This window comes from Flaviramulus multivorans (assembly GCF_021728415.1).
In the GTDB taxonomy this organism is placed as follows: Bacteria; Bacteroidota; Bacteroidia; order Flavobacteriales; family Flavobacteriaceae; genus Sabulilitoribacter; species Sabulilitoribacter multivorans.
This window is the reverse complement of the sequence record NZ_JAKKDV010000001.1, coordinates 756,648-770,117: the sequence shown is the minus strand read 5'-3', so window position 1 is coordinate 770,117 and position 13,470 is coordinate 756,648. Positions and strand designations below refer to the sequence as shown.

The following is a 13,470-nucleotide window of genomic DNA, read 5'->3' as shown; positions in this document are numbered from 1 at the left end:
TCCTTAAAATTACTTATTATTTGTTTTGGAAAATGTTAAAGTGAAAAGTGATTATTAACAAAATAGTAGTAACCTTACTGTTTAACCAGTTTCATGGTAGAGGTTCTATCTTGTTCGCTAATTAATTTTAAAATGTACACGCCACTTTGTAACGATCTGGAAAAATATTCAAAATCGGAAACCTTTGTAGACTTGTAAATTACTTTACCTAATAGGTTATATAACTCTAAAGATTGTATTTGAGATTTAGTGTCAATATTTACCCCATCAACGAACGGATTAGGATAAATTTTGATGTTTTCAATTTCTAATTTTTTTTTACTCAGGGTAGAACCGTCGCCAGTAAATAGCTGATCGAAATGAGCAGTTGCTGTTCCAGGATCCTGAAGATATACACCTGCTTTCCAATAGCTTGGAAATGTCCAATATGAAACATCTACATTTACTTTTTCCACGCCTTCAAAATCAATAATCATATTTCCATTTACCAATCGGATATCTACGTTAAAGTATCCACCCGGATCAGCTCCTAAATCTACATGCGCATTAATATCCCCTGTAATATCTGTCTTGTAAACCGCCCAAATGTGGTTGTTTGGTGTCTTGTTATTATGCTTGTAAATTCTTAGCAATGGCTTATTTGGTCCACTTCCAGCATTGGCGTCATCATGAATTTGCAATATCGTTACCTGATAGTTATCAGGTGTCTGAGAAACCACATCTATGGTTGCATGTAATGAGCGATCTGCTGAATTAAGATTCCAGTTCACTTCATCTCTCAATTCAGTGCGATTACTATCACCGGTTTGATTAAAAAGAATTTTATCCCCATCAACCACATGAAACCAAGTGCCGTGTGTATAACCATTGTTTAGAACCGTATTTGATGCCGCTGTATTACTACCAGGAGCTTGCAATTTACAATGTGATAAAAAAGCTTGAAATTTAGTTATATCTGAAGGCGCCTGAGCAAATACTCCTGTAATGCTTAGCATGAAACTAAAAATAAAAGCTATTTTTAAACTTGATTTAAGTGTAAAAAAACCACAATAATTTTTCGATAATTTTGATTGTATTAATTTGAAATTCATCATTTTAGAAGCAGTATTCGTGGTGCCAAATAATTGGTTGACCAATTTCACAAAAATTATTGAATAATCCTATTAAAATTTGAGCATTTATAATTATTACTGAAAACTGTAAAAAAACGAAAATGGATTAATGACAAATCTTGTTTTGAATGGTATTTGACCTTGCACGAAAAATTGACTAACTTCGTTTACCAGTGCTGAATTTATTTCAATAACTGCTGATATAAACTACTTGTACTGAACTTGTTTCAGTATTAAAAAAGTTTATATCAAGAACATTGTACGCAAGCTGAAAAACTCACTCAAATTGATAAAAAAAGTACTGATTGGAATAATAGGATATATTCTTGGTATGAGTTTCGGATTCTATTCCGAAGGTTTCTTTCGAGAATTAATTCAAGATATTATGCGATTTACAACTTCTGATAAAATTCAGTTTGTGGGAAAAAATATTTCCATCTTTTCGGACAGAACATTCGAATATATACTCGGATTTGCTTTAATGACTCTTTTATTAGCAAACATCGGACTTAAAACAAAGCAGATTTTTAAAAATATTATACTTTGCTTACTGATTTTTGGAATCTCTATTTTCCTAATTTCAGCTATTAATGCAAATTTAAAAGTAGTTCAATGTACGGCTTGCGAAAACGGAATTGTAAAAATTCATTGGAACAATATAAATTTCGGACTCACAATTGGATTAAGCTCAATATTATCAATAGTTCCAAGTATTATAATATTAGTAAACAAAATAAAAGCCAGCGTAAAACAACGTCTTTAAAAACATCCCTTATTTTCCAGGAAAATCAGCTTTTCTTTTTTGTAAAAACGCCGTTGTACCTTCTTTAAAATCTTCAGTACCAAAGCACTTTCCAAATTGTTTAATCTCAACTTTAAAACCATCTACACCATCTTTATAATTGGCATTTATGGCTTTAATAGCACCACGTATTGCAACCGAAGAGTTATTAGAAATTTTATAGGCTATTTTTTCGCAAAGTGGTAGTAACTCGTCTTGCGTGGTTACATGGTTTACTAACCCGTAGTTTAAAGCGGTTGTAGCATCAATCATGCCTGCTGTCATAATCATTTCCATAGCACGCCCTTTACCAACTAATTGTGGTAAACGCTGCGTACCGCCATACCCAGGAATAACCCCTAACGATACCTCAGGAAGACCTAGTTTTGCATTATCGCTGGCTACTCTAAAATGGCAAGCCATGGCTAATTCGAGTCCGCCACCTAAAGCAAATCCATTTACTGCCGCCATAACAGGTGTAGATAAATTTTCAACAAAATCAAACAACAATTCTTGTCCTTTTGCAGCTAATCGAGCGCCTTCTTTTACATCAAAATCTGCAAACTCACTTATGTCTGCCCCTGCAACAAAAGCCTTTTCGCCTCTTCCGGTTACTATAATAACCTTCGTGTTTTTATCAGCATTGGCTTCATCAAAAGCATCGTGCAATTCTTCAATGGTCTCTTTATTTAAAGCGTTTAATTTGTTTGGTCGATTGATAGTAATAGTAGTAATACCGTTGTTTGCTTCTGATAGAATGTTATTGTAATTCATAGTTTAGTTTAATAAAATCCTTTTTTAGTTAAATGTTTTTTTGAAAACTATATGCTAACAATACCCATGTTGCCTAAATTTAATGGAATTGTTTTTCCGCCTTCTTTTATCGATTTGTAAATGGCTTCAACAATAATCATATCACGTTTACCCATTTCACCTGGAGCAAAGTTAGTGCTTCCTGTTAAAATATGTTTCGCAAAATCGTCCATTTGAATCAATTGCTGACTTCGATGTGGAAAGCTAATGCCTCTGCCCTCAGAAGTTCGTCCTGCTAGAGGTCCATAACTATGACACGGATTCAGCTCTACCCAACCACTTTTAAAACTTACAAAAAGCCTATTTGCGTTAGCGTTATGAGAAGTAAATAAATTGCCAACGGCTCCATTAGGAAATTGCATTTGTGCTGTTATAGTCTCATCGGTGTCTTTAAAATACTCTGGTCTAGTACTAAACTCTTGAGCAGACACGGATATAGGGTTTGTTCCTGTACCATAAATATTACTTTGAATGGCATAAACACCCATGTTTACTAAAGCTCCACCACCAGACAGTTTTTTGTTTAACCGCCACTGGTTGGGATTACCACCAGAATAATACCCAGCATCGGAAGACACGTACTGCACGGTGCCAAATGGCTTTTCTTTTACTAAACGTTTAACCTCATTCGTATAAGGATCGGACTGCATACGATATCCAACACTTAATTTTACACCTGCCTTATTACAAGCATTTATAATAGCATCACATTCTGCAACACTAACCGCCATTGGTTTTTCACAAATTACATGCTTACCTGCCTTTGCTGCTCGAATGCTAAAATCGGCATGCATACTGTTGGGTAACACCACATAAACTATATCTATAGCACTGTTTTTAGCAATCTCATCAAAATTATCGTAATTATAGACATTTTCTTTTGGGATGTTATAGGTTCGCATCCATTCTTTTCCTTTTGATGGTGTACCAGTAACAATACCTGCTAAATAACAATATTTAGTATCTAATAGTGCCGGAGCTAATTGCCATTTGCTATAACCTCCTAAACCAACGAGAGCAACTCCTAATTTTCTTTGATTTTTTTTATCAAAATTATATGCCAAAGCAGACTTAGATAATAAAGATACTCCAAGCAATCCACCAGCTAATTTTGTGTTGAATGTTCTTCTGCTAATTTTCATCGTTCCTAAACTTAATGGGAATAGCGTTTAACTCTTAAATTTATAAAAAATTAAAAGATTATTAACTCGTTAATTACTATTGCTTAGGAAAAACAACTTTAAAGGATGTGCCTTTATTTTTTATCGATGTAAAAGTAATGCTCCCCTTATGCGTTTCTACAATGTTTTTTACCATAGCTAAGCCGAGTCCCATACCACTTGTTTTTGTAGTAAATTTAGGCTCGAATACTTTATTGAAGTTTTCTTCTAAAATTCCAGAACCGTTATCAGCCACTGTTATTACCACATTGTTTTCAAAGGTTTCAACATTAACCGTAATTTTTGGTATTCTATCATCGGGTATGGATTGAATACCATTTTTAACCAAGTTTGTCACTACGCGTATAAGCTGTGTTCTGTCAAACTTTGCAATTATTTCGTCAGCGTCGGCTTTAAATATGATATAATCTTCATTAAAAATATCCAATGCCAATTTTACAATTTTAACCACATTTAAGGTTTCGTTTTGTTGCGCAGGCATTTTTGCGAAATTTGAAAATGCCGAAGCAATAGAGCTCATAGTATCTATTTGTTGAATGAGTGTTTTACTATACTCATTAACTTTGGTATGGATATTTTCGTCTTCAGGATTAAACTTTCGTTGGAAGTTTTGCACAGTCAAACGCATAGGTGTTAGCGGGTTTTTAATTTCGTGTGCCACTTGTTTTGCCATTTCTCTCCAAGCTTGCTCACGCTCGCTTTTAGCTAATTGTACTGCACTTTCTTCAAGCTCGTCAATCATACTATTATATGAATTTACTAAAGCCGAAATCTCTTCACTGGTATCATCTATGTCAATTTTTTCATTACGCTTTTCTAAACGTGTTGTGTTCATTTTATCGCTTATGGTTTTTAACGATTTTGTAATGTATTTTGAAAGCCAAAATGCAATGGCAATTGCCATGAGTAAAACCAACATAAATGCATAACCCATCCGAGTTAAAAATTCTTCTAGCTCTTTTTCAAGAAAATCATCCTTTTCTAAATAAGGTAAATTTAGTATGGCTAAAGCTTTCGATTTTTGGTCGGTAATAATAGTGTATGAAGACTGGAAAATTTCACCATTTTCTTGGTGTTTATCTACATATCGATGTATTGCTGTATTGGTAATGGCATTTAAAACCGTTGGCGTTAAACACTTTTCAGCCGCATAATTTTGTAATCCTGCTTTGGAAGAAATAAGTAAATTCCCTTCTAAATCGTATAAATTTATTTGCAGTTTATGAATGTCGGCTATATTATAAATTTCCTCCTTGAAAATTAATGGAATATTCTCGGTTTTTACTTCCCAAGTATTTTGTCTGCCATTTAAAACACGCTTTAGGTGGGTTTGAATATTTTCCTCCTTACGTTCTAATCGCCCTCTGTGGTAGTCTTCACTTTGTTCTTTATACTGATAGATTGCTACAGCCGAAATTAGTACAGAACCCAGTAACACCAAAAGTATCATGGCAAGAAAAATGCGCGTTCGTAAAGAAAGTTTCTTTATTTTCATTTAAACGATTAATGCCTTAAATATAGCAATAATCAAACCAATTTTTATGGATTAAGCTTCAGGGTTTTTATTTCGGATGTTTTTATAAATTTTAAATCCTAACATGAGCAAAATTCCTAGAATCAAAATACCTACAATCCCCCAAACCCAATTAATAGCGCTTTTTAAAACTACCAAAAACACCACGGCAAAAAGAATAAAAGTGGCGCCTTCATTCCAAATACGCATAAAATTTGATGATTTTACAACCACATCGTTTTGTAACTGCTTAAAATATTGATGGGTTTTTAAGTGATAAATAATTAATAAAACTACAAAGGTTAATTTTACATGCATCCAAGGTTGTTGCAACCAATAAGGTTGTAAAACAAGCAACCAAATAGCAAACCCAGTTGCTAAAATGGCTGATGGCCATGTAATAATATACCACAACCGTTTAGCCATTAATTTAAGTTGCTTTCCTAAAATTTCTTTTTCTGGAGATGGTTTATGAAATGCTTCAATTTGATACACAAATAGTCTTGGAATATAAAATAAGCCGGCAAACCAGGTAATGACAAAAATAAGGTGAAACGACTTTATATAAGGGTAAAATTCCATAAGCTAACTTATTTCAACTGATTCTTTTGCCCAAGTATTAATCCATTTTGATAATAAATTCACAAAGGCATCATCATCATTTAAACAAGGAACGGTTGTGAATTCTTTTCCGCCTACTTCATGGAAAAGCTCTGCGCCTTCCATGGCAATTTCTTCTAATGTTTCTAAACAATCGCTCACAAAAGCAGGTGTAACTATAGCCATGTTTTTTATGCCTTGTTTTCCTAAACGCTCAATAGTTCTATCGGTATAAGGCAACAACCATGGATCGAAACCTAATCGTGATTGAAAAGATGTTGAATATGTCCCTTCTTTAAGTTGAAGTTTTTCAGCAACCAATCTAGTAACTTCTAAACATTGATGCCTATAACAAAACTCGTGTGCTTTACTTGGGGTAACACAACAACTGTTATTTATTTTGCAATGTGATTTAGTAATATCACTTTTTCGAATATGACGCTCAGGAATACCATGATATGAGAACAATAAATGCTCATAGTTTTTGTCTTTCAGATGATTTTTTATGGAGTTTGAAAGTACTTCAATATAGTCAGGTTTGTTATAAAACGCAGGAACCGATTCAATCTTTAAGTTTGGGAAATGTTGCTGGCGTAATTCTTCGGTTAACACCGTAATGGTTTCAGTAGTCGCCATAGCAAATTGTGGATATAGCGGAAATAATAAAACCTCTTCAACCCCTTTATCTACCAATTCTTCAAGTCCTTTTTTTATGGTCATACTTCCATAACGCATGGCTAAAGCCACAGGGTATTCAACTTCCTTTTGTATTTTATTTTGTAATCGTTCTGATAGTACAATTAAAGGAGACCCTTCGTCCCACCATATTTTTTTATAGGCTTTTGCCGATTGCTTTGGGCGCGTATTTAAAATAATGCCTTTTACAAGCGCTGTTCTGGCTGCCAACGGGATATCGATAACACGCTCGTCCATTAAAAACTCCCCTAAATACTTTTTTACATCTTTGGGTTCTGGACTATCTGGTGACCCAAGATTTACTAGTAAAATTCCTTTTTTCATATTCAATTTGAACAATTTTTTTAATCAATCTTCAGATTCAGTTGCTTTCTCCTCTTGAAGTTCTTGAAATAATTTAGGGCGTTCTTCATTGTAATCACAATCTTGAAAAATGCCACAAGAAACATTCGTACGAGCCAACGATTTAGTGTTGATGTTTTTAGATAAAGCTTCAATTTCTGGAGTTAAATATTTCATGTTTTTAAGACTAAAAATATTAATTTAATGACATAATATATTTCTTTGGTGTCGTGCCATATTTCTTTTTAAATGCTGCAATAAAATGACTTGAAGTACTGTAACCAACTTTAAGCCCTACTTCGTTTACATTATCATTACCCGCTTCCAATAACTTTCTGGCAACTTCCATTTTGTAATCAAATAAAAAACTAAAAACCGAATCGCCATAAATTTGCTTAAAGCCTTCTTTTAGCTTTTTTAAATTTAATCCAATTTCATCAGCCAGTTCTTGTAAACTTGGTGGTTCAGCCATCCGATTAATTATAATGTCTTTTGCTTTCCTAATTTTAATAACATTGGTTTCATCAACCAAAAAAGGACATTGTTCAATATCGGCATCTTCACTTCTATTAAAATATAAACTTAACAGCTCGTATGCTTTTCCTTTAAAATATAAGTTTTTAATAGACTGATTTAAATTGTAATTGATAACTTGATTAAGTACAATAGCCATAGATGGCGATATAACACCATCTTTATAATATTTTTTGTCTTTATTATCGTCACTTAAAAATGAAATGTAACCAGCTTCGTTAGAAAATAAACCATGAAATTTTTTAATGGAAATTAAAATGGAAACTATCCATGAATTAGGGTCTATTTGAAGATTTATAGGTAAATCGCGCTGCGGATTATAAAGTAAAAGTGAGTTTTCTTCAAGAATATTAAGAGTGTAACGCCCTTCGTTAAAAATAAATTTACAACATCCTTTTACACAAAAATGAAATTGAATGTAATCGCTATTTATTTCTTTTACAATACTTTGTGACACACTTTCATCATTCTTATAAGTCAAAACCAAAAAACCATCATCTATTTTTGATTCATTAAAAGAACTTTGAGCGATATTTTTTTGTAAGCTTTCAGAGTTGTTCATATGTCATTTATTTAGATTCGTTCTAAATAGATTTTACCAAACCCGTTGATTTTAGTGCAAAAATATGACATTTATCATTGATTTAAATAAAAACTAATTAAAAAACTTAAAACGATACTAAAAGTTCTTTCAGCGTTATTTTTTTTATGAGTATCCCTATATTTTTGTTCAACATTTCAGATATCAGAATGCAGAAGTACAATATATCACGTAGTAACTACTTTTACGCCATTGGTTTAAGTTATAAAAAAGCCGATGCAGATATACGTGGGCATTTTAGTTTAGATGATGCTTCTAAGTTAAATCTATTAAATCAAGCCAAAGAAAATGGTATTGAAAGCTTGGTGGTAACTTCTACTTGTAACCGTACTGAAATCTATGGATTTGCCCAACACCCTTTTCAGCTTATTCAACTACTATGCGATAATACCACCGGTACTGTTGAAGAGTTTCAAGAGGTAGCTTACATTTATAAAAACAACGACGCCATCGCTCATATGTTTCGTGTAGGTTCGGGTTTAGACAGTCAAATTCTTGGTGATTTTGAAATTATAAGCCAGTTAAAAACAAGTGCTCGTATTTCAAAAAAGCATGGTTTACTTAATCATTTTACTGAACGCTTAGTAAATGTAGTAATTCAAGCCAGTAAACGTATTAAAAATGAAACCGAAATTTCTTCTGGCGCAACATCTGTATCGTTTGCATCCGTTCAATACATCTTAAATACTGTACAGGATGTTACCAATAAAAATATTTTACTGTTTGGAACTGGTAAAATAGGCCGAAATACTTGTGAAAATTTAGTGAAACATACTAAAAATGAACACATCACTTTGATAAATAGAACTAAAGATAAAGCGGAGCAAATTGCTGGAAAGTTTAATTTATTGGTTAAAGATTATGCTAATTTACAAGAAGAAATAAGCCATTCGGATATTTTAATTGTAGCTACAGGTGCTCACAGACCTACTATTGATAAACATATTATCCAAACAAAAAAGCCCCTTTTAATTTTAGATTTATCCATTCCTAAAAATGTAAATGAAGATGTAGAGGAACTAGACAATGTTTCGCTTTTGCACCTTGACCACTTATCTAAAATTACCGATGAAACTTTAGAAGCTCGAAAAGCACATATTCCTTTAGCAGAATCGATTATAGAGGAAGTAAAAGCCGAGTTTAATCAGTGGTTAGAAACCAGAAAGTTCGCGCCTACCATAAAAGCTTTAAAACATAAACTTGCTGATTTTGCTTCGGCCGAATTAGAAACTCAACGCAAGAAAAATGCTGATTTTAATGAAGCTCAAGCGGAAATAATTAGCAACAAAATCATTCAAAAGATAACAAATCATTTTGCACATCATTTAAAAGATGAAAGTGTTTCCACAGATGATAGTCTGGAACTAATAAAAAAAGTGTTTCAGTTAGAACCAAAAACAAATGTCTAAACCTATAAGAATTGGTACTCGCGATAGTGAACTAGCACTATGGCAAGCCAAAATAGTACAAAGTCAACTTGAAAATTTAGGGCATAAAACGGAACTTGTTCCTGTAAAATCCACTGGAGATTTAGTTTTAGATAAACCCCTTTATGAGCTAGGAATAACGGGCATTTTTACCAGAACCCTGGATATTGCCATGTTAAACTATGATATTGATATTGCAGTTCATTCACTTAAAGATGTTCCAACCATTTTACCAAAGGGTATTGTACAAGCTGCCGTTTTAAAACGTGGAAACGTAAATGATACTTTGGTTTATAAAAATAATGAGGAGTTTTTAAGTGCCAAAAAAGCGGTAATTGCTACTGGAAGTTTACGAAGACGCGCACAATGGTTAAACAGATATCCAACGCATACCGTTGTAGATTTACGTGGTAATGTTAATTCGCGCTTACAAAAACTCGAAGATAACGACAATTGGAATGGTGCTATTTTTGCAGCTGCTGGCATTGGTCGTATTGGGTTAAGACCTGAAGAAGCCATTAATTTAGATTGGATGATTCCTTCCCCAGCACAAGGTGCTATTATGATTACAGCTTTAGAAGAAGACGAAGAAACTAGAGCCATTTGTAAAGAATTAAATCATGAAGAAACCGAAATCTGCACTACTATTGAGCGCGAGTTTTTAAATAAGCTAGAAGGTGGATGTACGGCTCCTATTGGTGCTCTTGCTTACATAAAAAACGAGGAAATACATTTTAAAGGTGTTTTATTAAGTACTGATGGTTCTAAAAGAATTGATGTTACCAGAGTAAAAAAACTTGGTGAACATACAGATATGGCTCAATATTGTGCAAATTTTGTTATTGAGAGAGGTGGCAAACGCTTGATGGATACTATTAAAAATCAAACAAAGAAAACAAATGTATATTCTACCAAATCATTAACAGAAAGTCAACGCTTATTATTTCACGAAAAGGTGGTTGCTGAAAGTTCAGACTTTATAAAAATAAGCCTTAATAGAATTCATCCTCGTTTTCTTAAAAATGAAATTCAGAATGTTATTATTACCAGTAAAAATGCCGTTGAATCTTTAGTTACAAACTATTCAGCCATCGAATTACAATTTAAAAATATTTATTGCGTAGGTAGAAGAACAAAACGACTGGTCGAGCAAAAAATAGGAAAAGTAAAACACGCTGAAAAAAATGCGAAAGCCTTGGCGGAATATTTAGTTGATTATATTGATGGAACTGAGGTGACGTATTTTTGTAGCGATATAAGGCTAGATGCACTTCCTTATATATTGACCGAAAACCATATTAAAGTTAATGAAGTTGTAGCTTATGAAACTAAGTATGATGGCATTAAAGTAGGTGATTCTGTTGAAAGTGTTATGTTTTATAGTCCGTCAACAGTTGAAAGTTTTGTGAGAAGTAATCATAATGAAGTGATAGCATTTTGTATTGGAGAAACTACGGCTTCCGAAGCAAAAAAACATTTTAAGGATGTGAGAGTTGCAAAAGTACCAACTGTAGAAAGTGTAATTGAATTAGTAAACGAACATTACGTTTAAAATATATGAACATAAAAAACGATTTATTTTTAAGAGCTTTAAAAGGAGAAACCGTTAATCGCCCGCCAGTTTGGATGATGCGTCAAGCAGGGCGCTACCTACCAGAATTTATGGAGATAAAGGCTAAGTACGACTTCTTTACTCGTTGTCAAACTCCTGAATTAGCAAGTGAAATTACGGTACAACCAATACGTAGATACGGCATGGATGCTGCTATTTTATTCAGTGATATATTGGTAATTCCTCAAGCCATGAATATCGAGGTGCAGATGAAGCCTAATTTTGGTCCGTATTTGCCAAATCCTATTCGTTCACAAAAAGATGTTGACAATGTAATTGTTCCAGATGTTACTCAAGCATTAGATTATGTGTATCAAGCCATAAAAGCTACTAAAGAGAAGCTTAATGATGAAATTCCTTTAATAGGTTTTGCGGGTTCCCCTTGGACTATTTTATGCTATTGCGTTCAAGGTCAAGGCAGTAAAAATTTTGATAAGGCCAAAGAATTTTGCTTTACAAACCCTGTTGCGGCGCATCAATTACTTCAAAAAATAACAGATACAACTATAGCCTATCTAAAAGAGAAAGTGAAAGCAGGATGTAACGCTGTACAAGTTTTTGATTCTTGGGGAGGTATGTTGTCACCAGTAGATTATCAAGAATTTTCATGGCAATATATTCAGCAAATTATTGATGCGTTAAAAGACGATGCTCCTGTAATCGCGTTTGGAAAAGGCTGTTGGTTTGCACTGGGCGAAATGGCAAAATCTGGTGCTTCCGCCTTAGGTGTAGATTGGACATGTTCTGCAAGAAATGCGCGTTATTTAACTGGTGGAAACATTACGCTACAAGGTAATTTCGATCCAACACGTTTGTTTTCGCCACCTTCAGAAATCAAAAAAATGGTACACCAAATGATTAACGAATTTGGTAAAGATAAATACATTGTAAATTTGGGTCATGGTATTTTACCTAACATTCCGTTAGATCATGCCAAAGCCTTTATAGATGCTGTAAAAGAATACAATGCTTAACAATATTGTCATAGGAATCAAAGCATATTTTGGTGCTTTTAGTTTAATCTCTAAACTAAAACTCTGGAAATTTTTTGCAATTCCTATGTTAATTAGTTTTGTAACAGCGGTCATAATTTTTGGTTCTGCATATGCATTATCCGATAATGTTGGTGCTTTTATTTCGAAAGTCTGGATTTGGGATTGGGGCAAAGAAACCTTTTCTACCATCAGCAATTTCATTGGAGGGCTTATTATTTTGGTTATTGGGCTTATTCTATATAAACACATTATAATGGCATTATCTGCGCCATTTATGAGTCCTGTTTCCGAGAAAATTGAAGCACATTTAACAGGTGCTCCATCACATTCTCACAGAAACACATCTTTTTTACAGCAACTTTGGAGAGGTATCCGAATAAACGGGAGAAACTTAATCATGGAATTACTTTTAACTATTCCTATTTTGCTTTTAAAATTTATCCCAGTAGTCAATATATTTTCAACCATTCTTTTGTTTTTAGTCCAAGCGTATTATGCTGGCTTTGGTAATATGGATTATACTTTAGAGCGTCACTTTCAATATAAAGAAAGTGTTCGGTTCGTAAGGAATCATAGAGGGTTAGCCATTGGTAATGGTATTGTATTTATTTTGTTTTTGCTAATTCCGCTTATCGGTGTCATTTTAGTGTTGCCTCTTTCCGTTACAGCAGCATCGCTAAAAACAGTTGAAGCATTAAAATTAAAAAACCATTTACCTAATGCATCTTAGTTTTGACTCATATTTCATAGAACCCATTCAAACACAAGATGCTTGGAATATCTGCAATTTTGTAGTTGCTAATGAAGACAGATTAAAACGCTATTTCCCTTTAACCTTAAAAGAAAATTTAACCCCTGACTTATCAAAGCTTTTTACTGAAATAAAAGTAAAAGAATTTGAAGCTAAAGAAGAGTTTTTGTTCCTAATAAAGGAAAAAGAAACAAAGGCCTTAGTAGGCTTGATTTATTTAAAAAAACTCGATTGGGTTAAAAAAAGAGGTGAACTTGCATATTGCATTGGATATGAATTTGAAGGTAAAGGCATTACTACCAATGCTGTTACAATATTGTCTGATTATACTTTTAACAATATAGGCTTAAAAACACTTGAAATTATAGTTCATAAAACTAACATAGCAAGCATCAAAGTAGCCGAAAATTGTAATTTTATTTGGATAAAAACACTTAAAAAGGAGCATACCCCTCCAGGTGAAAACCCTTTAGATATGGAATTATATGAATTGTATAATGAAATAGAGTAAC

The 13,470-nt window shown here is 33.3% G+C and carries 14 protein-coding genes; 6 read left to right on the top strand and 8 right to left on the bottom strand.

What is annotated here, in order from left to right; translation table 11 throughout:
- Window positions 1–74 precede the first annotated feature (74 nt).
- Window positions 75–995 carry a polysaccharide lyase family 7 protein gene (locus L3X39_RS03450; RefSeq protein ID WP_237230347.1) on the bottom strand — a complete coding sequence of 307 codons (921 nt, stop codon included), beginning with the start codon at window positions 993–995 and terminating at the stop codon, window positions 75–77.
- Between the two features lie 403 nt (window positions 996–1,398).
- Between L3X39_RS03450 and L3X39_RS03445 the strand changes: the two genes are divergently transcribed.
- Complete coding sequence (locus L3X39_RS03445; RefSeq protein WP_237230346.1) at window positions 1,399–1,875, top strand: hypothetical protein; 477 nt, start codon at window positions 1,399–1,401, stop codon at window positions 1,873–1,875.
- A 9-nt stretch (window positions 1,876–1,884) separates the two neighbouring features.
- Here the strand turns inward: L3X39_RS03445 and L3X39_RS03440 are convergent, their stop codons facing one another.
- The 7 genes from L3X39_RS03440 to L3X39_RS03410 form a co-directional block, all read right to left on the bottom strand.
- Window positions 1,885–2,667 (bottom strand): enoyl-CoA hydratase/isomerase family protein, encoded by a 783-nt coding sequence (locus tag L3X39_RS03440; protein WP_237230345.1) that lies wholly within the window; start codon window positions 2,665–2,667, stop codon window positions 1,885–1,887.
- A 47-nt stretch (window positions 2,668–2,714) separates the two neighbouring features.
- Window positions 2,715–3,848, bottom strand: a complete 1,134-nt coding sequence (locus L3X39_RS03435; RefSeq protein WP_237230344.1) for a Gfo/Idh/MocA family protein — start codon at window positions 3,846–3,848, stop codon at window positions 2,715–2,717.
- 76 nt (window positions 3,849–3,924) lie between these two features.
- A complete protein-coding gene (locus L3X39_RS03430) occupies window positions 3,925–5,382 on the bottom strand; it encodes a sensor histidine kinase (RefSeq protein WP_237230343.1) in 1,458 nt (485 codons plus the stop codon).
- A 51-nt stretch (window positions 5,383–5,433) separates the two neighbouring features.
- On the bottom strand, window positions 5,434–5,982 hold the full coding sequence (locus L3X39_RS03425) for a CopD family protein (protein WP_237230342.1): 549 nt from the start codon (window positions 5,980–5,982) through the stop codon (window positions 5,434–5,436).
- 3 nt (window positions 5,983–5,985) lie between these two features.
- Entirely contained in the window at window positions 5,986–7,020 is a 1,035-nt protein-coding gene (hemH, locus tag L3X39_RS03420; protein ID WP_237230341.1) for a ferrochelatase, read from the bottom strand.
- 24 nt (window positions 7,021–7,044) lie between these two features.
- The gene (locus L3X39_RS03415; protein WP_237230340.1) at window positions 7,045–7,215 is read right to left on the bottom strand and encodes a hypothetical protein; all 171 of its coding nucleotides are present in this window, start codon (window positions 7,213–7,215) and stop codon (window positions 7,045–7,047) included.
- 19 nt (window positions 7,216–7,234) lie between these two features.
- On the bottom strand, window positions 7,235–8,134 hold the full coding sequence (locus L3X39_RS03410; RefSeq protein WP_237230339.1) for an AraC family transcriptional regulator: 900 nt from the start codon (window positions 8,132–8,134) through the stop codon (window positions 7,235–7,237).
- Between the two features lie 188 nt (window positions 8,135–8,322).
- Between L3X39_RS03410 and hemA the strand changes: the two genes are divergently transcribed.
- From hemA to L3X39_RS03385, 5 genes are read left to right on the top strand one after another with little or no spacing between them, the layout of a single operon-like run.
- On the top strand, window positions 8,323–9,582 hold the full coding sequence (hemA, locus tag L3X39_RS03405) for a glutamyl-tRNA reductase (protein WP_237230338.1): 1,260 nt from the start codon (window positions 8,323–8,325) through the stop codon (window positions 9,580–9,582).
- Window positions 9,575–11,152, top strand: a complete 1,578-nt coding sequence (gene hemC / locus L3X39_RS03400) for a hydroxymethylbilane synthase (protein WP_237230337.1) — start codon at window positions 9,575–9,577, stop codon at window positions 11,150–11,152. The genes hemA and hemC overlap by 8 nt, the downstream gene beginning before the upstream one ends.
- Window positions 11,153–11,157: 5 nt before the next feature.
- Complete coding sequence (hemE, locus tag L3X39_RS03395) at window positions 11,158–12,186, top strand: uroporphyrinogen decarboxylase (RefSeq protein WP_237230336.1); 1,029 nt, start codon at window positions 11,158–11,160, stop codon at window positions 12,184–12,186.
- The gene (locus L3X39_RS03390) at window positions 12,179–12,937 is read left to right on the top strand and encodes an EI24 domain-containing protein (RefSeq protein ID WP_237230335.1); all 759 of its coding nucleotides are present in this window, start codon (window positions 12,179–12,181) and stop codon (window positions 12,935–12,937) included. The genes hemE and L3X39_RS03390 overlap by 8 nt, the downstream gene beginning before the upstream one ends.
- Window positions 12,927–13,469, top strand: coding sequence for a GNAT family N-acetyltransferase (locus L3X39_RS03385; protein ID WP_237230334.1), 543 nt, complete (start codon window positions 12,927–12,929; stop codon window positions 13,467–13,469). Before L3X39_RS03390 ends, L3X39_RS03385 begins: the two co-directional genes overlap by 11 nt.
- Window position 13,470: the final 1 nt, after the last annotated feature.